This is a genomic window from Sphingomonas cavernae (assembly GCF_003590775.1).
In the GTDB taxonomy this organism is placed as follows: Bacteria; Pseudomonadota; Alphaproteobacteria; order Sphingomonadales; family Sphingomonadaceae; genus Sphingobium_A; species Sphingobium_A cavernae.
Window position 1 is genome coordinate 18,128 of sequence record NZ_QYUM01000004.1, and the last position, 21,379, is coordinate 39,506.

The following is a 21,379-nucleotide window of genomic DNA, read 5'->3' on the forward strand; positions in this document are numbered from 1 at the left end:
GCGTCAGCACCTTACGATCAGCACGTCGACGACAGGCTTCTTGCCCGTCCAGTGCGTGGCACGGCGCCGCACCGCCAGTCGCAACGCCTCACGTAGCGAGTCCTCGTCGCGCGCACCCTTGGCGACGGCCTGTTCGGCCGCCTTGCACGCGTCTTCGAGAAACGCATCGCGATCCTCCTCGACGGGAACGCCGTTGAGGCGGATGGCAGGATCGCCCCGCAGTCGGTTCTGATTGTCGAGCGCGACAGCGACCGAGATCTGTCCATGGAGAGAGAGCTTGCGACGGTCATTCATCGTCGTGCCGTCAGCCGGCAGGATAACGTCGCCGTCGAGCACCAGCCGGCCGACGCGTTCGTGTCCCAGTTTCACGGGCCCATTGGGTGCGAGGCGGATCAGTTCGCCATTCTGCTGGACGATCGCCTTTTGCACGCCCTGCTCAAGCCCGAAACGCGCCTGCTCGACCATGTGGCGCATCTCGCCGTGGACGGGGATAAGGATCTGCGGGCGGATCCAGTGGTACATCGAGGCGAGTTCGGGACGGCCGGGATGGCCCGAGACATGGACGTGCGCCTGACGGTCAGTGATCATCTCGACACCCGCCGCAGCAAGCGTATTCTGGATGCGGCCGATCGCGATCTCATTGCCGGGAATCTGCTTGGAGGAAAATACGACGAGATCGCCGGCGTCGAGCTTGATCTGGTGCGTGCCCTCTGCGACGCGCGCTAGCGCGGCGCGCGGCTCGCCCTGCCCGCCGGTTGCGACGATCATCACGTCGCGCCGCGGCAAGCCCATCGCTGTGTCGAAATCGACAACCTCGGGGAAGTCCTTGAGATAGCCCGTTGCCTTGGCGACGCGCAGGATGCGATCGAGCGAGCGGCCCGCGACGCAGAGCGTCCGGCCCGTATCCTTGGCCACCTGCCCGAGCGTGCGGAGCCGCGCGGCGTTGGAGGCGAAGGTGGTGACGAGCACCCTGCCCTTCGCGCCGCCGATGACCTCGTCGAGCCCTGCGCGCACTGCGCCTTCGGAGCCCGAGGCCTCGGGATTGAAGACATTGGTGGAGTCGCAGACGAGCGCGAGAATTCCCTCGTCGCCTATCTCGGTCAGCTCTTCGGGCGTCGAGGGCGCGCCGAGCTGGGGGGCGTCGTCGAGCTTCCAGTCGCCCGTGTGGAAAATACGGCCATAGGGCGTGTCGATCAGGACGGCGTTGCCCTCGGGGATCGAATGCGCGAGCGGCACATAGCGGAAGCCGAAGGGGCCGAGCGAGAAGCTGCCCTCATTGTCGACGATGTTGAGCTCGACCTGATCGGCAATTCCCTCCTCGTCGAGCTTGCCCTGAATGAGGCCCGCGGTGAAGGGCGTCGCGTAGAGCGGTACGCCGAGATCTGCGGCAAGATAGGGGAGCGCGCCGATATGATCCTCATGGCCGTGCGTGAGGACGATGCCCAGCAGATCCTCCGCGCGCTCCTCGATGAACGCCAGATCGGGCAGGATGATATCGACGCCGGGATAGGCAGGATCGGCGAAGGTGATGCCGCAGTCGACCATCACCCATTTGCCCTGGGTGCCGTAGAGATTGACGTTCATGCCGATCTCCCCCGACCCGCCAAGCGCGAGGAAGAGGAGTTCGTTGCCGGGTTTGGTCACTTGGGTTTCTATCCAGTCTTTGTCTTGGTGCGCTCATGGAGCATTGCGAGCCCGCGGATTGTGAGATCGGGCTCGATCGCGTCGAACACGCTGCTGTGTTTCTCGAACAGCGTCGCGAGACCGCCTGTAGCAAGAACCTTCACCGGACGTCCAATCTCGGCTTTCATCCGCGCTACAAGCCCTTCCATCATCGCGACATAGCCCCAGAAGATGCCGATATGCATCTGATCCTCCGTGGTGCGGCCGATGACGCTCCGGGTGTCTTCGGGGGCCTCAATCGCTATGCGCGGCAGTTTGGCCGCAGCGGCGACGAGCGAGTCGAGCGACAGATTGATGCCCGGCGCAATGATCCCGCCCTTGTACGCGCCGGTATAGTCGATCACGTCGAAGGTGGTGGCGGTGCCGAAATCTATGACGATCAGATCGCCCTTGTGCCCTGCATGCGCCGCAATCGCGTTCAGCACGCGGTCGGCACCTACGGTCTTGGGTTCTACAACGTCGAGCGCCACGCCCCATTCGGCGGCCCCTTGTCCCGCCACGAGCGGAGCGGTTTTGAAGTATTTCTCCGAGAGCACGGAGAGATTGTGGAGCGCGCGCGGAACAACCGTGCCGATAATCACGCCGCTGATGTCGTCGAGGCCATAGCCTTCCAGATCGAGGAGCTGACGCAGCCACACCGCATATTCGTCGGCGGTACGCCGCGGATCCGTCGCGATCCGCCAGCGCGCGCGGATCTCGAGGTCCTTGACCAGCGCGAAAACGACATTGGTGTTACCGGCATCGATAGCGAGCAGCATGGCGAACCTTCAGATCAAAAAGACGTCGCCCGCGTGAATGACACGCGACGTCCCGTCCGCCAAGCGCAGGATGAGCGCGCCATCGGCGTCAAGGCCATCGAACAGGCCTTCGACCGATGTGCCGTCGGGAAGATTTGCAACGAGCGCTGATCCGCGCGGGTGCGCCAGTTCCAGCCATTTCTCGCGCAATGGAGCGAGCCCCTCTCCGCGCCAGCGCGCGAGCCAGCGCGCGAAGGCCGAGGCGAGCTCCTCGAGGAACAGTGCCGGATCAGGTGCGCCATAAAGCGCGAGGCTGGTTGTCACGCGACCAGGCACATCGGGATGATGCGCAAGGTTGACGCCAAGTCCCACCACCACCGCATCACCCGTCCGTTCGAGCAAAATGCCCGACATCTTCGCGCCATCCAGCAACAGATCATTGGGCCATTTGAGCGACAGCCGTTCGCGCCCCGTCCACGCCGCGGTTACCTCTGCGAGAGCCACCGCGGCGACAAAGGCGAGGGTTGCCGCCGACGGATCGGTCGGGTGCAACCTTACGATCGTGCTTGCAAAGAGATTGCCGCGCGGCGACGCCCAATTGCGCCCCTGTCGCCCGCGCCCTGAGGTTTGCGTCTCGGCACGGAGCCAGAGCCCTTCGGGCTCGCCGGCGGCGGCAAGCCCGAGCATGTCGGCATTGGTTGAGGCAGTCGCCTCTACGGTGCGGATGATCGTCAGAACAGCGCCCGTGCAGCGTTCATCGTTGCCACGCCGAGCGCGGGGATCAGAAAATAACCCAGCGGCGAGACGAAAAGCGCGGAGATCGCGATCAGCCCGTTCTCGACGATGCTTTCGGACGGCGCATAGGCCGGTGCCGGCTCGTCGAAATACATCGTCTTGATGATCTTCAGATAATAGAACGCGCCGATCACCGAGGCCGCGATGCCGATGGCGGCGAGCGGCCACATGCCCGCGGCGACCGCGGCATCGAACACGAGAAACTTGGCCCAGAAACCGAGCAGCGGCGGGATGCCCGCAAGGCTGAACATGAAGGTCGCGAGCGCCGCGGCGAGCGCGGGACGCGTGCTCGACAGGCCAGCGAGGCTCGAGATCGTCTCGACATGGTTGCCGTCGCGGTCGCGCATCTGGAGGACGCAGAGGAAGCTGCCCAGCGTCATCGCGACGTAAATCGCCATATAGGTCATGACCGAGGCGACACCCTCTTCCGTGCCCGCAGCAAGCCCAATCAGCGCGAAACCGACATTGTTGATCGACGAATAGGCGAGCAGACGCTTGATGTTGGTCTGTCCGATCGCGGCGACCGCGCCGAGCACGATCGAGGCGAGTGCGGCGAAAATCACGATCTGGCGCCAGGCGTCCGAACCCGGACCCATCGCCTCGACCGCCACGCGAACGGTGAGCGCGATCGCGGCAACCTTGGGGGCGCTGGCGAAGAAGGTGGTGACGGGCGTGGGCGCGCCTTCATAGACATCGGGTGTCCACATGTGGAAGGGCACCGCACTGATCTTGAAGGCGAGGCCCGCGAGCACGAAGACAAGCCCGAACAGCTCGCCGTTCGAGAGACCATCCTTCATTGCAACCGCAATGCCCTCGAACATTGTCGTTCCCGAGAAGCCGTAGAGCAGCGTGATGCCGTAGAGCAGGATCCCGCTCGCGAGCGCTCCGAGGACGAAATATTTGAGCCCCGCTTCGGCCGAGCGCGTGTCTCGGCGCATGAAGCTTGCGAGCACGTAAGCAGCAAGGCTGTTTAGCTCGAGCCCGACATAGAGCGTCAGCAGGTCGGCGGCCGAGACCATCATTCCCATGCCGACCGCGGCGAGCACGATCAGCACCGGATATTCGGCCCTGAGCGCACCGTCCTTGAAGAAGCCGGGAGCGATGATGATTGAGACAGCCGCGGCAATATAGATCAGCAGCTTGGCGAAGGCGGCGAAGGCATCGGCGCGGTAGAGGCCGTAGAACGCCTCGCCGCCATGGCCCGCGGGGCCGAGCAGCGAGAGGCTGGCAGCGGCGAACAGCCCGACTGCAAGCCAGCCGATTGCGCGCGTCGACTTGTCGCCGACATAGGCGGCGATCATCAGCAGGACGAGCGAGCCGAGGCTGAGAATAACCTCGGGCAGCGCCATCTGAAGGGAAGCGGCGTAATCCATCAGTGCGCCTCCCCGTGCGCTTCAGCTTTGACTTGCGGTTTGCCCATGGCGAACTGCGCGTCGCCCACGGGCTTTGCGCGTTCGATGCGCGCGAGCAGCGTGCCGATATCGCGGCGCATCGGCGCCATGAAGCTCTCGGGATAGACGCCCATCCACAGCACGACCGCGGCGATCGGTGCCATCAGCCACATTTCCCTGTGAGACAGGTCGGGCATGGCGCGGACATCGTCCTTGTCGAGCTCGCCAAAGGCGACACGCCGGTAAAGGTAGAGCATGTACGCCGCACCTAGGATGATGCCCGTGGTGCAGACGAGCGTCACCCAGCTCGACACCTGATAGGTGCCCGCAAGCGACAAAAATTCGCCAACGAAGCCGCTGGTGCCCGGCAGGCCGACCGACGCCATCGTGAAAAGCATGAAGAAAAGCGCATATTTGGGCATGTTGATCGAAAGCCCGCCGTAACGGCCGATTTCACGCGTGTGCAGGCGATCATAGATCACACCCACGCACAGGAAGAGCGCGCCCGAGACGAGGCCGTGGCTGAGCATGACGATCATCGCGCCCTCGAGCCCCTGCCGGTTGAAGGCGAACAGGCCGATCGTCACGATCGCCATGTGCGCGACCGAGGAATAGGCGATGAGCTTCTTCATGTCCTGCTGCACGAGCGCGACGAGCGAGGTGTAGACCACCGCGATCATCGACAGGCCGAAGATCACCCAGATCAACTCAGCCGAAGCCTCCGGGAACATGGGGAGCGAGAAGCGGATAAAGCCATAGCCGCCCATCTTCAGCAGGACGCCCGCAAGGATCACCGAACCCGCGGTCGGCGCCTGCACGTGTGCGTCGGGAAGCCAGGTGTGGACGGGCCACATCGGCATCTTCACAGCGAACGACGCGAAGAAGGCGAGCCAGAGCAAGGTCTGCGCTTCCACGGGGAAGTCGTAGTTCATCAGTGCGGGGATGAAGGTCGTGTCCGCCTCGCGCGCCATCCACAGCATCGCGATCAGCATCAGCACCGATCCGAGCAGCGTGTAGAGGAAGAATTTGTACGACGCGTAGATCCGGTCCTTGCCGCCCCAGATGCCGATGATCAGGTACATCGGGATCAGGCCGGCCTCGAAGAAGATGTAGAACAGGAACAGATCCTGCGCGGTGAACACGCCGATCATTAGCACTTCCATGAACAGGAAGGCTGCCATGTATTCGGGCACGCGCTTTTCGATCGCTTCCCAGGAAGCGAGAATGCAGATCGGCATCAGGAACAGCGTCAGCATGATCAGCATCAGCGCGATGCCGTCGATGCCGAGCGCCCAGGCGAAGCGACCGAAGATCGGTTGATATTCGGTGAACTGCCACTGCGGCCCCAGCGGGCTCGCATCGAAATTGATCCAGAGCACGACGCCGAGCGCGAGGTCGACCAGCGTCGCGACGAGCGCCAGCATGCGCGCATTCTGTGCGTTCACGTAAAGGCACGCGACCGCTGCCGCCATCGGAATGGCGAGCATCAGCGAGAGGATAGGGAAACCGAGACTGTTCATTGTGCGATCGCCCACACCGCCCAGGTCGCCGCCGCGGCAAGGCCGATCAGCATGACAAAGGCATAGCTTGCAAGGAAGCCCGACTGGAGCTTCGCAGTGAGCCCGTTGCCGCGAACGACGAGCGCGGAGATGCCATCGGGGCCGAAACGATCGATCGTCCCTTCGTCGCCGCCCTTCCAGAAGAGGCGACCGAACCAGAAGGCGGGCTTCACGAAGATCAGGTTGTAGAGCTCGTCAAAATACCATTTGTTGAGCAGGAAATCGTACAGAATGCGGAACTGGGCCACGAACTTCCCCGGAATGTCGGTGTTCACGATATAAGCGCGCCAAGCGATGAACAGGCCGATCGCCATCACCGCAAAGGGCGTCCATTTCACCCATGTCGGCACCTCATGCATCGCGTGCATCAGATGCTCGTCAAAAGCGAGGCTGCCGTTCCAGAAATGCGCGCCATGTTCGGCTTCGACGAACTGGTTGTGGAACAGGAAGCCCGCGAAGATCGCACCCAATGCCAGCAGGCCGATCGGGATCAGCATGCTGAGCGGGCTTTCGTGCGGGTGATAGCCGCCGGTGCCGGTGTGCGGCAGCGGATCATGCGCATCGGCATGATGCTCCTCGGCCGGCTCGTCGCGGTGCTCGACGACATGATGCACGGCGTGCTGGATATGCTCGGATTCGACCCAGCGCGGCTTGCCCCAGAAGGTGAGGAACATCAGCCGCCACGAATAGAAGCTGGTGAGCAGCGCCGCGAACGATCCCACGAAGAAGGCGAGCTGGCCGTTGGTGCCCGAGGCGAAGGCGGATTCGAGGATCGCATCCTTCGAATAGAAGCCCGCAAAGCCCAGCAGCCCCGGAATGCCGACGCCCGTGATCGCGAGCGTGCCGATCAGCATCACCGCGAAGGTGAATGGAATCTCCTTACGCAGCGCGCCGTAGTAGCGCATGTCCTGCTCGTGGTGCATCGCGTGGATCACCGAGCCAGCGCCGAGGAACAGCAGCGCCTTGAAGAAGGCGTGCGTGAACAGGTGGAACATCGCCGCGCCATAGGCGCCGACGCCCGCTGCGAAGAACATGTAGCCAAGCTGCGAACAGGTCGAATAGGCGATGACGCGCTTGATGTCGTTCTGACACGTGCCGACGGTCGCGGCGAAGAGGCAGGTCGCGGCGCCGATGAAGGTGACGAAACCGAGCGCGGTCTCGCTCTGCTCGAACATCGGCGAGAGCCGGCAGACCATGAAGACACCCGCGGTGACCATCGTCGCGGCGTGGATCAGCGCCGAGACGGGGGTCGGGCCCTCCATCGCGTCGGGAAGCCAGGTGTGCAGGCCAAGCTGCGCCGACTTGCCCATCGCGCCGACGAACAGCAGCAGGCAGAGCACGGTCATGGTGTCGAGACGGTAGCCGAGGAAGCCGATCGTCGAGCCCGCCATGCCGGGTGCGGCCTCGAGGATCGCGGGGATCGAGACGGTGCCGAACACGAGGAAGGTGCCGAAAATGCCCATCATGAAGCCAAGATCGCCGACACGGTTGACGACGAACGCCTTGATCGCGGCTGCGTTTGCGCTCGGCTTCCTGAACCAGAAACCGATCAGCAGATACGATGCCAGACCTACGCCTTCCCAGCCGAAGAACATCTGGACGAGGTTGTCGGCGGTCACCAGCATCAGCATCGCGAAGGTAAAGAGCGAGAGATAGGCGAAGAAGCGCGGCTGATCCGGGTCGTCCTCCATATAGCCCCAGCTATAAAGATGGACGAGCGCCGAGACCGTCGTGATGACGACGAGCATCACCGCAGTCAGCGTGTCAACGCGCAGCGACCATGCGACATCGAGGTCACCCGACTTGATGAAATCGAGCACGGGGATGACCTGTGCCGGCACTTCGCCACCGACATGGGCGAGGAAGATCGGCCAGCTCAGAAGGCACGAGATGAACAGCCCCGCCGTAGTGATCGACTTGGCGACGGTGTTGCCGAGCGCGCGGTTGCCGAGCCCTGCGACGATGGCTGCCAGGAGCGGCAGGAAGACGATTGCGTGGATGGAGGTCACCGGAAATTCACCCCTTCATCCGGTTGATGTCATCAACCGCGATTGTGCCGCGGCCACGGAAATAGATCACCAGGATCGCAAGCCCGATCGCTGCCTCGCCGGCGGCGACGGTCAGCACGAACATCGCGAACACCTGCCCCACCATGTCGCCCAGATAGGACGAGAAGGCGACGAGGTTGATGTTCACCGCGAGCAGGATCAGCTCGATCGCCATCAGGATGATGATGACGTTCTTGCGGTTGATGAAGATGCCGAGCACGCCCGTCACGAAGAGCAGCGCGCTCACCACCAGATAATGCTGGATGCCGATCATGCTGCGGCTCCCCCAAATTTGCGCTCAGGCTGAGCTTGTCGAAGCCTTGTGCCAACACCCTTCGACAGCCTCAGGGTGAGCGCGTTTTCGAGTGCCATCATAGCTGCACCCCCTCGCCCACGGGCGGATTGACGTTGCGCACCGCATCCTGCGGACGCCGCTTGACCTGCTCGGAGATGTTCTGCGGCCGGGTTCCGCCACGCCTGCGGTGGGTCAGCACAATCGCGCCGATCATCGCTACCAGCAGGACAAGCCCTGCCGCTTCGAAGATGTAGAGATAGCGCGTGTAGAGCAGCGCGCCCAACGCTTCGATATTGGGCTGATCATTGGGAATCGGCGAGACGCGCTGGGCGAGTTCGATGCCGCCCGCATTCCACGCGCCGACCGCGAAGATCACCTCGCCCACCAGCACGAGCGCGAGCAACAGCCCGAACATCGCGTAATTGGCGAAGCCCGCACGCAGTTCGGCGAAATCGATGTCGAGCATCATCACGACGAACAGGAACAGCACCGCGACCGCACCCACATAGACGATGACAAGCAGCATCGCGATGAACTCGGCGCCCGCGAGCAGCATCAGCCCCGCCGCGTTGAAAAAGGCCAGGATCAGCCACAGCACGGAGTGCACGGGGTTGCGCGCGATGATCGTCAGCACACCGCTGGCGATCACCATGATGGCGAACAGGTAAAAGGCCAGGATCTGGATCATGCGTCCATCCCTTCCGGTGTCATTCCCGCGAAAGCGGGAATCCATGCGGACTCAATGCAGGACACCGCCATCGTCTGGATTCCCGCTTTCGCGGGAATGACAATGTTGGCTGACTTGAAACTCATGATCGAACGGGCTCCCCTGTTCCGTGGGCGCTTAGCGATAGGGTGCATCGGCGGCAAGGTTCGCGGCAATTGCGCGCTCCCATTTGTCGCCGTTGGCGAGGAGCTTGGCCTTGTCATAGAGCAACTCCTCACGCGTTTCGGTCGCGAATTCGAAGTTCGGACCCTCGACGACCGCGTCGACCGGGCATGCTTCCTGACAGAAGCCGCAATAGATGCACTTGGTCATGTCGATGTCGTAGCGCGTCGTGCGGCGGCTGCCGTCCTCGCGCGGCTCGGCCTCGATCGTGATCGCCTGCGCCGGGCACACCGCCTCGCACAGCTTGCACGCGATGCAGCGTTCCTCACCATTGGGATAGCGGCGCAGCGCGTGCTCGCCGCGGAAACGCGGGCTGAGCGGGTTCTTCTCGTAGGGGAAGTTGATCGTCGCCTTGGGCTTGAAGAAATACTTCAAGGTCAGCCAGTGCGCCTTGACGAACTCCCAGAGCGTGAAGGTTTTGATGATGTGAGCGAGGCTCATGATACGCCTCCATAGCGCGTAAGCATCAGATATCCGGACACGAGGAAGACCCAGAAGAGCGACAGCGGGAGGAAGATCTTCCAGCCCAGCCGCATGAGCTGGTCGTAGCGGTAGCGCGGCACCGTCGCCTTGATCCACGAGAAGATGAAGAAGAAGACGAGGATCTTGGCAAAGAGCCAGAAAATGCCGGGAACGACATAGAGCGGCGCCCAGTCGATCGGGGGCAGATAGCCGCCCCAGAACAGGATCGCGTTCAATGCGCACATCAGGATGACGTTGGCGTACTCGCCGAGCCAGAACAGCGCGAAGCTCATCGACGAATATTCGGTCTGATAGCCCGCGACGAGCTCCGACTCCGCCTCCGTGAGGTCGAACGGCGCGCGCGCGGTTTCGGCGAGTGCCGAGATCAGAAACACCACCGCCATCGGGAAGAGCAGCGGGTTGAAGCCATAGGCGTTGATGACGCCGAAGATGTGGCCCCGCTGGTCCTCTACAATGCCCGTCATGTTGAACGTGCCCGCGAAGAGCACGACCGAGATCAGCACGAAGCCGATCGAGACCTCGTACGACACCATCTGCGATGCAGCGCGGATCGCGGAGTAAAAGGGATATTTCGAGTTGGATGCCCAACCCGCGAGGATCACGCCATAGACGCCGAGCGACGACGCCGCGAGAATGTAGAGCAACCCGACATTGATGTCGGCGAGCACCATGCCCTCGCCAAAGGGGATCACCGCCCAAACGATGAGCGCCACCGTGAAGGTGATGATCGGCGCGAGCAGGAACAGGCCCCGGTTCGCGGCCGAGGGGATGATGGTTTCCTGCAGGAAGACCTTGAGACCGTCTGCAAAGGACTGGAGCAGCCCGAGCGGGCCCACGACGTTCGGGCCGCGGCGCAGCGCCATCGCTGCCCAGATCTTGCGGTCGGCATAGATGATCATCGCGACCGCAAGCAGCAGCGGCAGCGCGATGAACAGGATCAGCAGCAGCGTGGCAAGGAACCAGCCAAAGCCGAACCCCAGAGTGGACTGGAAGAATTCGGTCATTGGGTCACGCTCCCTTGGCAGGCCCAACCCATAACCCGCTCATCCTGAGTAGCCGTTGAGCGAAGTCGAAACGGCGTATCGAAGGACGCACGGTGCCGGTCCTTCGATACGAGCCCTCGCCAAGCTCGGTCTCTACTCAGGATGAGCGGTGTTTGTGCGATGTGTGAGGTGAGGCGCATCATTCCGCGGCCTCCAGGAAACGCTCGCCATGGAGCAGTTCTTCCGAACAGCGCTCCATCGTCGGAGACGCGCGGCAGATCGCGTTGGTCAGGTAGAAATCCTTGATCGGATAGGCCGAGATCGCGCCTTCCGCCTTGGCGTCGAGCTTGGGCGGCGCCCAGTCATAGGTCGCGAGGCCTTCAACACCCAGTGCGGGCACTTCGGCGGCCATCTCGGCGCGGAGCTGCCCCAGCGTATCGAACAGCAGCGGCTTGCCGATCACCGCGGAAAGCGCGCGGAAGATCGTCCAGTCCTCACGTGCATCGCCGGGCGGGAAGACCGCACGGTCGCCACGCTGGACGCGGCCTTCGAGGTTCACATAAGTGCCCGGCTTCTCGCTATAGGCCGCACCCGGCAGGATCACGTCCGCCGCGTGCGCGCCGGCGTCACCATGATGGCCGACATAGACCTTGAAGCTCTTGTCGAACTTCGCGAAATCAACCTCGTCCGCGCCAAGGAAGAACGCCAGCTTGGGCTTCTTCGCAACGATATCCGCGATGCCGCCCGGCTGCGCATAGCCGAGCATCAGCCCGCCCATGCGCGCGGCGGCCATGTGCAGCACGTTGAAGCCGTTCCAGCCCTGTCCTGAGCCTGTCGAAGCGGCGTCCTTGAGCAAACCGAGCTTGGACACGAGACCCAGCGCCGCGCCGTGCGCGTCCTTGAGCCCTGCTCCACCGACGATGACCGCTGGCCTCTGCGCGCCCTTGAACGCGTCGACAACGGCCTTGGGCAGTTTGCCCAGCACAGCGAGGTCTTCGCCAAGCCATTCGACCTTGTAGGTGAGATCGATCTCAGGGCCGACGACGAACACCTTGGCGCCCCGCTTGCGGACGGCCTTGCGGATGCGCGTGTTGACCAGCGGCGCTTCCCAGCGAACGTTCGAGCCAATGATGAGGATCGTGTCTGCTTCCTCGATCCCCGCGATCGTGGTGTTGAAATTGACCGCAGCGAGGTTCGACGCGTCATAGGCCATGCCTGTCTGGCGGCCTTCGAGCATGTCCGAGCCGAGCGAACGCACCAGCGCCTTCGCCGCATACATCGTCTCGCAATCGACGATATCGCCCGCAATCGCGGCGACGCTGCCCTTGGCGGTCTTCGCGACTTCGGCGATGGCGGCGAACGCTTCTTCCCAAGTCGCGTTGACCAGCACACCATCCTTGCGGACGAACGGCTGATCGAGGCGGCGGCGGACGAGGCCGTCAACCGCGTGACGCGTCTTGTCCGACGCCCATTCCTCGTTGACGTCTTCGTTGATCCGCGGCAGCGCGCGCAGCACCTGACGGCCGCGACTATCGAGCCGGATATTGGTGCCTACCGCGTCCATCACGTCGATGGCGAGCGTCTTCTTCAACTCCCAGGGCCGCGCCTCAAAGGCATAGGGCTTGGAGGTCAGCGCGCCGACGGGGCAGAGGTCGACGACATTGCCCGAAAGCTCCGACGTCACCGCCTTTTCGAGATAGCTCGTGATCTGCATGTCCTCGCCGCGATAGATCGCGCCGATCTCCTCGACGCCCGCGACTTCCTCGGCGAAGCGGACGCAGCGCGTGCACTGGATGCAGCGCGTCATCACCGTCTTCACGATCGGACCCATATATTTTTCGGTCACCGCGCGCTTGTTCTCGTCGTAGCGGCTATGGCCCTTGCCATAGGCGATCGACTGGTCCTGCAGGTCGCACTCGCCGCCCTGGTCGCAGATCGGGCAATCGAGCGGGTGGTTTATGAGCAGGAACTCCATCACCCCTTCGCGCGCCTTCTTGACCATCGGGCTGTCGGTGCGGATCTCCTGCCCCTCGGCCGCGGGAAGCGCACACGACGCCTGCGGCTTGGGCGGCCCGGGCTTCACCTCGACAAGGCACATGCGGCAATTGCCGGCGATCGACAGCCGCTCATGATAGCAGAAGCGCGGAATTTCCTTCCCCGCAAGCTCGCACGCCTGCAGGACCGTCGCGCCCTGCGGAACTTCGAGTTCGATGCCGTCTACGGTTACCTTGGGCATGGTTACTCCGCGGCCTCCATGATCGGGGCGCTGCCGTTCTTCTCGTTGATCCGCCGCTCGATCTCGGGGCGGAAGTGGCGGATGAGGCCCTGGATCGGCCAGGCGGCCGCGTCGCCGAGCGCGCAGATGGTGTGGCCTTCGACCTGCTTGGTCACCTCGAAGAGCGTATCGATCTCCGAGATGTCGGCCTTGCCTTCGCGCAGCCGCTCCATCACGCGCCACATCCAGCCGGTGCCCTCACGGCACGGCGTGCACTGGCCGCAGCTTTCATGCTTGTAGAAATAGCTGATCCGGCTGATCGCGCGGACAATGTCGGTGGACCTGTCCATCACGATGACGGCAGCAGTGCCGAGGCCCGAGCCCAAATCCTTGAGCCCGTCGAAATCCATCGGCGCGTCCATGATCTGCGCCGCGGGGACGAGCGGAACCGAGGAACCGCCGGGAATGACCGCGAGCAGATTGTCCCAGCCGCCCTTGATGCCGCCGGCGTGACGGTCGATCAGTTCGCGGAACGAGATGCCCATCGTCTCTTCGACGACGCAGGGCTTGTTCACATGGCCGCTGATCTGGAAGAGCTTGGTGCCCTTGTTGTTCTCGCGCCCGAAGGACGCAAACCAAGTGGGGCCGCGCCGCAGGATCGTCGGGACGACCGCGATCGATTCGACATTGTTGACCGTGGTCGGACAGCCATAAAGGCCCGCACCCGCGGGGAAAGGCGGCTTCAGGCGCGGCTGGCCCTTCTTGCCCTCAAGGCTTTCGATCTGCGCGGTTTCCTCGCCGCAGATATAGGCGCCCGCGCCGCGGTGGACGAAGACGTCGAAATCATAGCCCGAGCCCGCGGCGTTCTTGCCGAGCAGCTTCTTGTCATAGGCTTCCTGGACCGCGGCGAAGAGCGTCTCCGCCTCGCGGATGAATTCGCCGCGGATATAGATATATGCGGCGCGCGCGCGCATCGCATAGCCCGCGATCAGCGCGCCCTCGATCAGCTTGTGCGGATCGTGGCGGATGATCTCGCGGTCCTTGCACGAACCGGGCTCGGATTCGTCGGCGTTGATGACGAGGAAATTGGGGCGTCCGTCGCGGCTTTCCTTGGGCATGAAGCTCCACTTCATGCCGGTGGGGAAGCCAGCACCACCACGGCCGCGCAGCGCCGAGGCCTTGATCGCCTCGATGATCGCGTCCTGGCCGACTTCCATCAGCTTCTTGGTATTGTCCCAGTCGCCGCGCTTCTGCGCTGCCGCCAGGTTCCACGGCTGGAAGCCGTAGACATTGGTGAAGATGCGGTCCTTGTCCGCAAGGGGGATGATGGCGCTCATGCGCTGACTCCCTCAACGTCATCCCCGCGAAGGCGGGGATCCAGGAACACTATGTTCACTCGATCTGCTCCGAGTTCATGGATTCCCGCCTTCGCGGGAATGACGGGGAGGATCATTTCCACTCCCCCCGGTAATCGTGGTTCGCCGAGACCATTTCCTTGAGCGATGTCGGGCCGCCCTCGGGGCAGCTCGTCTGGCGATCGATCTGCGGGCCTGCCTTGGGGCTCTCGCCCTTCACCAGCGCCTCAAGCACAGCGGTCATGCTCTCGAAAGTCAGGTCTTCGAAATTGTCGTCGTTGATCTGCACCATCGGCGCGTTGGCGCAGGCGCCAAGGCACTCGACCTCGGTCAGCGTGAACAGGCCGTCGGCGGTGGTGTGGCCTTTGGAGAGCCCCTTCGCCTTGCACGCCGCCATCACGTCATCCGAGCCGCGCAGCATGCAGGGCGTCGTCCCGCAGAGCTGCACATGATAGCGGCCGACGGGCGCGAGATTGTACATGGTGTAGAAGGTCGCGACTTCGTAGACGCGGATATAGGCCATGCCGAGCTGGTTCGCGATGAACTCCATCACGGGCACAGGCAGCCACCCCTGCGTATTGGTCTCGAAGCCGACCTGACGCTGCGCGAGATCGAGCAGCGGCATCACCGCCGATTGCTGCCGCCCCTCGGGATAGCGCGCGATGATTTCCTTCACCTTGATGGCGTTGGCGGGAATCCAGTTGAAATCGCCCCAGCGCGCGCGGACCTCGGCCTCATCGGGGATTTGGGGTTTTTCAGCCATTATCGAACAAACTCCACCCGTTCGATGTCGCCGCCCGAAAAGCTGTAGATCGAGACGACTTCAAACGGTTCAACCTCGGGCGCCCTTCGCACCACCTCGTGCAGCACCACATTGTTCCCAACCACATATTGCGCGCGAACCTCGGCATGGTTCCGCGGAAATTCCGCGAACATGGCGCGCAGCCCTTCGCGAACGCCCTCGCGCCCTTCGCGCAGAACATCACCACGGTACATGGCCTCGCTGCCATGCTCTGCGAACATGTCGGCATAGCCGTCGGCGTCATGGGCGTTGTAGCGTTCCATCAGCCGCTCGACGATCGCCAGACGATCGGTCTTTTCGAGGGCGAGCGTATTACCGGTCATCATACAACCGCTTGCCCGAACGGATGAGGCCGAAGACCGCAACGCCGATCATCATCGCGCCAAAGGGCATCAGATCCTCGCGATCAAATGACAGCTCGGTGCCGGCGAAGGCGGCCGAAAGGAACCGGATCGCGATATAGCCGCCCACGACCAGCACTGCGAGCTGGACGAGCCGGGTAAGGGTCGGAAGTGCGTTCATTGATCAGATAGTCTCAAGCTTTTCACGGGTGTAGTCGGACGGATTGACGCCGGTATTGGGTTCGCCTTCGCGATCCAGCATCAGGATGTGGCATTCGGTCTCGGCAAAGGGCTTGTGCTCGGTGCCCCTGGGCACGACCACGAACTCACCGGGGCCGAAGCGACGGATGCCGTCGCGAAATTCGATGCCGAGTTCGCCCGAGACAACCATGAAGAGCTCATCGGTCTCGGCATGGCTGTGCCAGGTGAACTCACCCTCGATCTTCGCCACGCGGATCTCGTTGCCGTTGTAGCGGCCAATGATCCGGGGATTCCAATGATCGGAGAAGCTGGCGAGCTTCTCGGCGAGGTTGACGATCGCGGGCGCACTCAACGATCGCACTCCCCGAACACCACGTCGATCGCCGAAAGCACCGCAGTCGTATCGGCAAGCATATGGCCCTTCATCATGAAGTCCATCGCCTGAAGGTGGCTGAAAGCGGTCGGACGGATCTTGCAGCGATAGGGCTTGTTGGAGCCGTCCGACACCAGATAGACGCCGAACTCGCCCTTGGGGCTCTCGGTCGCCACATAGACCGAGCCTTCGGGGACGTGGAAGCCCTCGGTATAAAGCTTGAAGTGATGGATGAGCGCCTCCATCGAGCGCTTCATCTCGCCGCGCTTGGGCGGGACCACCTTGCGATCGAGGCTCGCGATCGGCCCTTCGGGCATATCGGCAAGGCACTGCTTCATGATGCGCGCCGACTGGCGAACCTCCTCGACGCGGACCATGAAGCGATCATAGCAATCGCCCTTGGTGCCGACGGGGATGTCGAACTGCATCCGGTCATAGACGTCATAGGGCTGCGCGCGGCGGATATCCCAGGGAATCCCCGCGGCGCGGATCATCGGCCCCGAGAAACCCCATGCCAGCGCATCCTGCTTGCTGACGACGCCGATATCGACATTGCGCTGCTTGAAGATGCGGTTGTCGGCGACAAGGCTGATCGCATCCTCGAACAGGCGCGGCAGCCGCGTGTCGAGCCACTCGCCGATATCGGTGAGCAGCTTCAGCGGCACGTCCTGATGCACGCCGCCGGGTCGATACCAGGCCATGTGCATGCGCGCGCCCGATGCGCGCTCGAAGAAGTTGAGGCAGTCCTCGCGAACCTCGAACAGCCAGAGGTTGGGCGTCATTGCACCGACGTCCATCACGTGCGAACCAAGGTTCAGCATGTGATTGCAGATGCGCGTCAACTCGGCGAAGAACACGCGCAGATATTGCGCGCGCAGCGGCACCTCGAGGTCAAGAAGCTTCTCGATCGCGAGGACGTAGCTGTACTCCATGCCGAGCGGTGAGCAGTAATCGAGCCGATCGAAATAGGGCAGCGCCTGCAGATAGGTCTTGTACTCGATCAGCTTCTCGGTGCCGCGGTGGAGCAGGCCGACGTGCGGATCGACGCGCTCGACGATCTCACCGTCCAATTCCATGACCATGCGTAGCACGCCGTGCGCCGCGGGATGCTGCGGTCCGAAGTTGATCGTGTAGTTCTGGATCTCGACATCGCCCGGCGTGGGGTTCTGCGCATCGACGCGCGCTTCGAGTTCCTGCAGATGATCGACCATTATTTCTTACCTCGCGGCGTCGCGCCGGGCTTCTTCGTCGCAGGCTTGCTGGCCGTCGACGCCGTCTTTGCCTTGGGCGGCGCCTTTTTCGCGCCAGCCGATTTCTTCGCGGCTTCCTTGTTGGCAGGTTCGCCCGCGCCGGTATCTTCCTTCTTTTCGGTCACCTTGGGCGTCGGCGGCGGGGCCTTGGCTTCGGTTTTGGGCGCGTCAGCCTTCTTGATCTCATCGGCCTTGAGCGGCGTCGGCGCCCCCTTGGCTTCGGGCAGCTTCGCCTTTTCGTCGCCGGGAAGCACATATTCCGCGCCTTCCCAGGGGCTCATGAAATCGAAGCTGCGGAAATCCTGCGCGAGCTGAACGGGCTCATAGACGACGCGCTTCGCCTCTTCCGAATAACGCAGCTCGACAAAGCCGGTCAGCGGGAAGTCCTTGCGCTGCGGATGGCCGCGAAAGCCATAATCGGTGAGGATGCGGCGCAGGTCAGGATTGCCCGAAAACAGCACGCCGTACATGTCGTACACTTCGCGTTCGAGCCAGCCAGCGACCGGCCATATGCCCGTGACGCTCGGCACCGGCTTTTCCTCGTCGGTCCAGACATGGACGCGGATACGGTGGTTCTTCGTGACCGAGAGGAGGCAATAGACGACCTCAAAGCGTTCGGGATTCTCGGGCCAGTCGACGCCCGCGATCTCCATGAGCTGCTGATAGGCGAGCTTGTCGCGCAGCGCGGTCATGACCGCGACCAGCGCCTCGCGCTTCACCGTGACCGCGACTTCACCAACGGCTTCGACGCCATCGACGAACGCCCCGCCGATAGCCGCGCGGACGGCGTCGATCACGCCCTCGTTGGTGGCGTATTTGGGTGCAGGACTTCCCATATCAGCGCTCTATCGTGCCTGAACGGCGAATCTTCCGCTGAAGCTGCATGATTCCGTACAGCAGCGCCTCAGCAGTCGGCGGACAGCCGGGGACATAGATGTCCACGGGCACGATGCGGTCGCAACCACGCACCACCGAATAGCTGTAGTGATAATAGCCGCCGCCATTGGCGCAGCTACCCATCGAGATGACGTATTTGGGCTCCGACATCTGGTCGTAGACCTTGCGCAGCGCGGGCGCCATCTTGTTGCAGAGCGTGCCAGCGACGATCATCACGTCCGACTGGCGCGGGCTAGCGCGCGGCGCAGCGCCAAAACGCTCCATGTCGTAACGCGGCATGTTCACATGGATCATCTCGACCGCGCAGCAGGCGAGGCCGAAGGTCATCCACCAGAGCGAGCCCGTGCGTGCCCACTGGAACAGCTCTTCGGTCGACGTGACCAGAAAACCCTTGTCGGTCAGCTCGCCATTCAGGTCGGTGAAGAACGCCTGATCGGGCTGGGTGCCGGGCGCCGGCATGCCGGGAACCGTCGGGCTGAGTTCTACTCCCATTCCAGCGCTCCCTTCTTCCACGCATAGACAAGGCCGAGCACCAGCTCGCCCAGAAAGATCATCATAGCCGCCCAGCCGGTCCAACCGATCTCATCGAGCGAAACCGCCCACGGAAACAGGAACGCGGCCTCGAGGTCGAAGATGATGAAGAGGATCGCGACGAGGTAGAACCGCACATCGAACTGGCTGCGCGAATCCTCGAACGCAGGAAAGCCGCATTCATATTCAGACAGCTTCTCGGGATCGGGCTTGTGCGCACCGGTCAGGCGGGAGACCGCCATCGGCGCAAAGACGAATACGCTCGAAAGCACCAACGCCACGCCCAGGAAGAGCAGGATCGGCAGATATTGCGACAGGTCGACCAAGGGACTCTCGTTACGCTCAGAGTTTTCTGGGGCGGCTTTAGGACTGCTGCACCCGCGAAGCAAGGCTCGGCGCCCCTGAGAATGATTCGCAATTTGACGGATTTGTGCGGCTTTACGCACTATCGCGTGCCGTTGACAGCGATCGTCGGACAGCCGACTCTCGGGCACGTCACGGCAAAGGGGGAATTATGGCGCTCAGGCACATCGCATTGCCGCTGCTGCTCGTCATCTCGGCGACCGCGCCGGCACAAGCCGAAATGATCTCGCCCAAGGATCAGGGCAAGTTCCTGACCCTGTTGCGCGACAAGGGCTATAAGGCTGAAATGATCGAGGGATCTGACGGCAACTATATCCGCAGCGCCGATTCCGGCGTGCCCATCACGATCTTCTTCCTCAACTGCGAGAGCGGGGGCAAGTCGGGCTGCACCACGATCCAGTTCTATACTGGCTTCAAGGGCGTCGGCGCCGTTCCGCTCGAGCGGATCAATGAATGGAACAGTTCACGCCGTTTTGCGCGCGCCTATGTCGACAAGGATGGCGATCCGGTGATCGAGATGGACGTCGACATGGATTTCGACGGAATTCCGCGCGAGAATTTTTACGCCAATCTCGAGATCTTCATCGCCTCGATCCCCAAATTTCGCGCCTTTCTCGGTCAATGAGCGGTCGCGGCGCGCTTATCGCAGCGCGCCCGCCAGCAGCTTGTGCAGCCTTGAATGCAACGCATCATTGGCAGCCAGGAACTCTTTGCGCTCCATCGCACGGTCGCCGCCGCGGAAGTCGGTGACGAAGCCACCCGCTTCGCGCACTAGCAGCATGCCCGCCGCAACGTCCCAGGGCTGAAGATCGCTTTCCCAAAAGCCGTCATAGCGGCCCGCCGCAACCCAGGCGAGGTCTAGCGCGGCCGACCCGAGGCGGCGGATGCCGGCGACTTCGGGCGCGATCGCACCGAAGATCCGCGTCCACTGCGCGAAATCGCCGTGGCCCATATACGGAATACCCGTCGCAACCAGCGCCTCGTCGAGGTGGCGACGCGAAGACACGCGCAGTCGCTGGTCCTGAAGCCAGGCGCCCCTGCCCTTTTCGGCCCAGAAGCTCTCGTCGGTCAGCGGCTGATAGACGAGCGCGCTCGTGATCTCGCGACTGCCATTGGGCCGCGGCTCCTCGACCGCGATCGAGATCGCGAAATGCGGGATGCCGTGGAGGAAGTTCGACGTGCCATCGAGCGGATCGATGATCCAGCGCGGCTTTTCCGGATTGCCCGGAATTTCGCCGGCTTCCTCCATTAGGAAGCCCCAGTCCGGCCGGGCCTTTAGCAGCTCGTCGTATAGCGTGCGTTCAGCGCGCTGATCGGCCATCGAGACAAAGTCAGCCGGGCCCTTTCTGGAGACCTGAAGGTGCTGAACCTCGTTGAAGTCGCGCCGAAGCCGCGGCGCCGCCTTGCGCGCCGCGCGCTCCATGACCGTCAGAAGGCCGGAATGGGAAACCATGTTAAGCTCCTTAAGCCCCTCCCCTTCAGGAGTTCGGGCTCATGGTTCTGTCCGGGGGACAGAACTGCCCCCGAACTGGGTTGGGGTGGGGGAGTGACAAGATAGAAGGCTCGCTTCGCTCGCCACCCACCCCTGCCCCTCCCTTGAAAGGGAGGGGTTCAAAAGCATCAATCCGCGCGCTTCACATATTCCTGGGCATAGACATCGACGATGATGCGCGTGCCCGAAGCAATATGCGGCGGAACCATGATGCGGACGCCGTTGTCGAGGATCGCGGGCTTGTACGACGATGACGCCGTCTGCCCCTTCACCACCGCATCGGCCTCGACGATCGTCGCCTCGATCTGATCGGGCAACTGCACCGAGATCGGCTTCTCGTCATAGAGTTCCATCACCACGTCCATGCCGTCCTGCAGGAACGCGGCGGCATCGCCGAGCAGGTCGCGCGGGAGCGTGATCTGGTCGTAGGTGTCCTTGTCCATGAAAGTCAGCGTTTCGCCGTCGGCGAAAAGGAACTGGAAGTCCTTGGTGTCGAGGCGCACGCGCTCCACCGTCTCGGCCGAGCGGAAGCGGACATTGTTCTTGCGGCCGTCGATGAGATTCTTCATCTCGACCTGCATGAACGCCCCGCCCTTGCCCGGCTGGGTGTGCTGAATCTTCACGGCGCGCCAGATGCCGCCTTCATATTCGATGATATTGCCGGGACGGATGTCCACGCCGCTGATCTTCATGGGT

The 21,379-nt window shown here is 62.9% G+C and carries 23 protein-coding genes; 1 reads left to right on the forward strand and 22 read right to left on the reverse strand.

Annotated features, from left to right (window positions below; genetic code table 11):
• Positions 1–3: 3 nt before the first annotated feature.
• The 20 genes from D3876_RS15315 to D3876_RS15410 all read right to left on the reverse strand — a co-directional run bounded on the left by D3876_RS15315 (position 4) and on the right by D3876_RS15410 (position 19,154).
• Positions 4–1,584 carry a ribonuclease J gene (locus tag D3876_RS15315; protein ID WP_119765529.1) on the reverse strand — a complete coding sequence of 527 codons (1,581 nt, stop codon included), beginning with the start codon at positions 1,582–1,584 and terminating at the stop codon, positions 4–6.
• A gap of 68 nt (positions 1,585–1,652) precedes the next feature.
• Positions 1,653–2,441: a type III pantothenate kinase gene (locus D3876_RS15320; protein WP_119763955.1), complete on the reverse strand. Its 789-nt coding sequence runs from the start codon at positions 2,439–2,441 to the stop codon at positions 1,653–1,655.
• Between the two features lie 9 nt (positions 2,442–2,450).
• Complete coding sequence (locus D3876_RS15325) at positions 2,451–3,149, reverse strand: biotin--[acetyl-CoA-carboxylase] ligase (protein ID WP_119765531.1); 699 nt, start codon at positions 3,147–3,149, stop codon at positions 2,451–2,453.
• A 2-nt stretch (positions 3,150–3,151) separates the two neighbouring features.
• Entirely contained in the window at positions 3,152–4,588 is a 1,437-nt protein-coding gene (gene nuoN, locus D3876_RS15330) for an NADH-quinone oxidoreductase subunit NuoN (RefSeq protein ID WP_119763957.1), read from the reverse strand.
• Positions 4,588–6,126 carry an NADH-quinone oxidoreductase subunit M gene (locus D3876_RS15335; RefSeq protein ID WP_119763959.1) on the reverse strand — a complete coding sequence of 513 codons (1,539 nt, stop codon included), beginning with the start codon at positions 6,124–6,126 and terminating at the stop codon, positions 4,588–4,590. The genes nuoN and D3876_RS15335 overlap by 1 nt, the downstream gene beginning before the upstream one ends.
• On the reverse strand, positions 6,123–8,174 hold the full coding sequence (gene nuoL / locus D3876_RS15340) for an NADH-quinone oxidoreductase subunit L (protein ID WP_119763961.1): 2,052 nt from the start codon (positions 8,172–8,174) through the stop codon (positions 6,123–6,125). Before nuoL ends, D3876_RS15335 begins: the two co-directional genes overlap by 4 nt.
• Positions 8,175–8,181: 7 nt before the next feature.
• The gene (gene nuoK, locus D3876_RS15345; RefSeq protein ID WP_119763963.1) at positions 8,182–8,487 is read right to left on the reverse strand and encodes an NADH-quinone oxidoreductase subunit NuoK; all 306 of its coding nucleotides are present in this window, start codon (positions 8,485–8,487) and stop codon (positions 8,182–8,184) included.
• 97 nt (positions 8,488–8,584) lie between these two features.
• Complete coding sequence (locus tag D3876_RS15350; protein ID WP_119763965.1) at positions 8,585–9,196, reverse strand: NADH-quinone oxidoreductase subunit J; 612 nt, start codon at positions 9,194–9,196, stop codon at positions 8,585–8,587.
• 156 nt (positions 9,197–9,352) lie between these two features.
• The gene (nuoI, locus tag D3876_RS15355) at positions 9,353–9,838 is read right to left on the reverse strand and encodes an NADH-quinone oxidoreductase subunit NuoI (protein WP_119763967.1); all 486 of its coding nucleotides are present in this window, start codon (positions 9,836–9,838) and stop codon (positions 9,353–9,355) included.
• Positions 9,835–10,884, reverse strand: coding sequence for an NADH-quinone oxidoreductase subunit NuoH (nuoH, locus tag D3876_RS15360; RefSeq protein WP_119763969.1), 1,050 nt, complete (start codon positions 10,882–10,884; stop codon positions 9,835–9,837). The genes nuoI and nuoH overlap by 4 nt, the downstream gene beginning before the upstream one ends.
• Positions 10,885–11,062: 178 nt before the next feature.
• Entirely contained in the window at positions 11,063–13,099 is a 2,037-nt protein-coding gene (gene nuoG, locus D3876_RS15365; RefSeq protein ID WP_119763971.1) for an NADH-quinone oxidoreductase subunit NuoG, read from the reverse strand.
• 2 nt (positions 13,100–13,101) lie between these two features.
• On the reverse strand, positions 13,102–14,415 hold the full coding sequence (nuoF, locus tag D3876_RS15370; protein ID WP_119763973.1) for an NADH-quinone oxidoreductase subunit NuoF: 1,314 nt from the start codon (positions 14,413–14,415) through the stop codon (positions 13,102–13,104).
• A gap of 112 nt (positions 14,416–14,527) precedes the next feature.
• Positions 14,528–15,196, reverse strand: a complete 669-nt coding sequence (locus tag D3876_RS15375; protein WP_119763975.1) for a complex I 24 kDa subunit family protein — start codon at positions 15,194–15,196, stop codon at positions 14,528–14,530.
• The gene (locus tag D3876_RS15380; RefSeq protein WP_338014335.1) at positions 15,196–15,558 is read right to left on the reverse strand and encodes a nuclear transport factor 2 family protein; all 363 of its coding nucleotides are present in this window, start codon (positions 15,556–15,558) and stop codon (positions 15,196–15,198) included. The genes D3876_RS15375 and D3876_RS15380 overlap by 1 nt, the downstream gene beginning before the upstream one ends.
• The gene (locus D3876_RS15385; RefSeq protein WP_119763979.1) at positions 15,548–15,757 is read right to left on the reverse strand and encodes a hypothetical protein; all 210 of its coding nucleotides are present in this window, start codon (positions 15,755–15,757) and stop codon (positions 15,548–15,550) included. The genes D3876_RS15380 and D3876_RS15385 overlap by 11 nt, the downstream gene beginning before the upstream one ends.
• A 3-nt stretch (positions 15,758–15,760) precedes the next feature.
• Positions 15,761–16,129 (reverse strand): cupin domain-containing protein, encoded by a 369-nt coding sequence (locus tag D3876_RS15390; RefSeq protein ID WP_119763981.1) that lies wholly within the window; start codon positions 16,127–16,129, stop codon positions 15,761–15,763.
• On the reverse strand, positions 16,126–17,361 hold the full coding sequence (locus D3876_RS15395) for an NADH-quinone oxidoreductase subunit D (protein WP_119763983.1): 1,236 nt from the start codon (positions 17,359–17,361) through the stop codon (positions 16,126–16,128). The genes D3876_RS15390 and D3876_RS15395 overlap by 4 nt, the downstream gene beginning before the upstream one ends.
• Positions 17,361–18,236 carry an NADH-quinone oxidoreductase subunit C gene (locus tag D3876_RS15400; protein ID WP_119763985.1) on the reverse strand — a complete coding sequence of 292 codons (876 nt, stop codon included), beginning with the start codon at positions 18,234–18,236 and terminating at the stop codon, positions 17,361–17,363. The genes D3876_RS15395 and D3876_RS15400 overlap by 1 nt, the downstream gene beginning before the upstream one ends.
• Before the next feature lies 1 nt (position 18,237).
• Positions 18,238–18,789, reverse strand: a complete 552-nt coding sequence (locus D3876_RS15405; RefSeq protein ID WP_119763987.1) for a NuoB/complex I 20 kDa subunit family protein — start codon at positions 18,787–18,789, stop codon at positions 18,238–18,240.
• On the reverse strand, positions 18,780–19,154 hold the full coding sequence (locus D3876_RS15410) for an NADH-quinone oxidoreductase subunit A (RefSeq protein ID WP_119763989.1): 375 nt from the start codon (positions 19,152–19,154) through the stop codon (positions 18,780–18,782). Before D3876_RS15410 ends, D3876_RS15405 begins: the two co-directional genes overlap by 10 nt.
• Before the next feature lie 188 nt (positions 19,155–19,342).
• Between D3876_RS15410 and D3876_RS15415 the strand changes: the two genes are divergently transcribed.
• Positions 19,343–19,816 carry a YbjN domain-containing protein gene (locus D3876_RS15415; protein ID WP_119763991.1) on the forward strand — a complete coding sequence of 158 codons (474 nt, stop codon included), beginning with the start codon at positions 19,343–19,345 and terminating at the stop codon, positions 19,814–19,816.
• A 15-nt stretch (positions 19,817–19,831) separates the two neighbouring features.
• Here D3876_RS15415 and D3876_RS15420 read toward each other — a convergent pair whose 3' ends face one another.
• On the reverse strand, positions 19,832–20,644 hold the full coding sequence (locus tag D3876_RS15420) for an inositol monophosphatase family protein (RefSeq protein WP_119763993.1): 813 nt from the start codon (positions 20,642–20,644) through the stop codon (positions 19,832–19,834).
• Positions 20,645–20,811: 167 nt separating this feature from the next.
• Positions 20,812–21,375, reverse strand: coding sequence for an elongation factor P (gene efp / locus D3876_RS15425; RefSeq protein ID WP_119763995.1), 564 nt, complete (start codon positions 21,373–21,375; stop codon positions 20,812–20,814).
• Positions 21,376–21,379 lie beyond the last annotated feature (4 nt).

Excerpts from the sequence above, each read along its gene's own strand:
- D3876_RS15385 (WP_119763979.1), bottom strand. The coding sequence starts at position 15,757 with ATGAACGCACTTCCGACCCTTACCCGGCTCGTCCAGCTCGCAGTGCTG.
- D3876_RS15350 (WP_119763965.1), bottom strand. The coding sequence starts at position 9,196 with ATGATCCAGATCCTGGCCTTTTACCTGTTCGCCATCATGGTGATCGCC.
- D3876_RS15335 (WP_119763959.1), bottom strand. The coding sequence starts at position 6,126 with ATGAACAGTCTCGGTTTCCCTATCCTCTCGCTGATGCTCGCCATTCCG.
- nuoG (WP_119763971.1), bottom strand. The coding sequence starts at position 13,099 with ATGCCCAAGGTAACCGTAGACGGCATCGAACTCGAAGTTCCGCAGGGC.
- D3876_RS15405 (WP_119763987.1), bottom strand. The coding sequence starts at position 18,789 with ATGGGAGTAGAACTCAGCCCGACGGTTCCCGGCATGCCGGCGCCCGGC.
- D3876_RS15420 (WP_119763993.1), bottom strand. The coding sequence starts at position 20,644 with ATGGTTTCCCATTCCGGCCTTCTGACGGTCATGGAGCGCGCGGCGCGC.
- D3876_RS15315 (WP_119765529.1), bottom strand. The coding sequence starts at position 1,584 with ATGAACGTCAATCTCTACGGCACCCAGGGCAAATGGGTGATGGTCGAC.
- nuoH (WP_119763969.1), bottom strand. The coding sequence starts at position 10,884 with ATGACCGAATTCTTCCAGTCCACTCTGGGGTTCGGCTTTGGCTGGTTC.
- D3876_RS15375 (WP_119763975.1), bottom strand. The coding sequence starts at position 15,196 with ATGGCTGAAAAACCCCAAATCCCCGATGAGGCCGAGGTCCGCGCGCGC.
- D3876_RS15400 (WP_119763985.1), bottom strand. The coding sequence starts at position 18,236 with ATGGGAAGTCCTGCACCCAAATACGCCACCAACGAGGGCGTGATCGAC.
- nuoN (WP_119763957.1), bottom strand. The coding sequence starts at position 4,588 with ATGGATTACGCCGCTTCCCTTCAGATGGCGCTGCCCGAGGTTATTCTC.
- efp (WP_119763995.1), bottom strand. The coding sequence starts at position 21,375 with ATGAAGATCAGCGGCGTGGACATCCGTCCCGGCAATATCATCGAATAT.
- D3876_RS15380 (WP_338014335.1), bottom strand. The coding sequence starts at position 15,558 with ATGACCGGTAATACGCTCGCCCTCGAAAAGACCGATCGTCTGGCGATC.
- D3876_RS15415 (WP_119763991.1), top strand. The coding sequence starts at position 19,343 with ATGGCGCTCAGGCACATCGCATTGCCGCTGCTGCTCGTCATCTCGGCG.
- nuoI (WP_119763967.1), bottom strand. The coding sequence starts at position 9,838 with ATGAGCCTCGCTCACATCATCAAAACCTTCACGCTCTGGGAGTTCGTC.
- D3876_RS15320 (WP_119763955.1), bottom strand. The coding sequence starts at position 2,441 with ATGCTGCTCGCTATCGATGCCGGTAACACCAATGTCGTTTTCGCGCTG.
- nuoF (WP_119763973.1), bottom strand. The coding sequence starts at position 14,415 with ATGAGCGCCATCATCCCCCTTGCGGACAAGGACCGCATCTTCACCAAT.
- D3876_RS15395 (WP_119763983.1), bottom strand. The coding sequence starts at position 17,361 with ATGGTCGATCATCTGCAGGAACTCGAAGCGCGCGTCGATGCGCAGAAC.
- nuoK (WP_119763963.1), bottom strand. The coding sequence starts at position 8,487 with ATGATCGGCATCCAGCATTATCTGGTGGTGAGCGCGCTGCTCTTCGTG.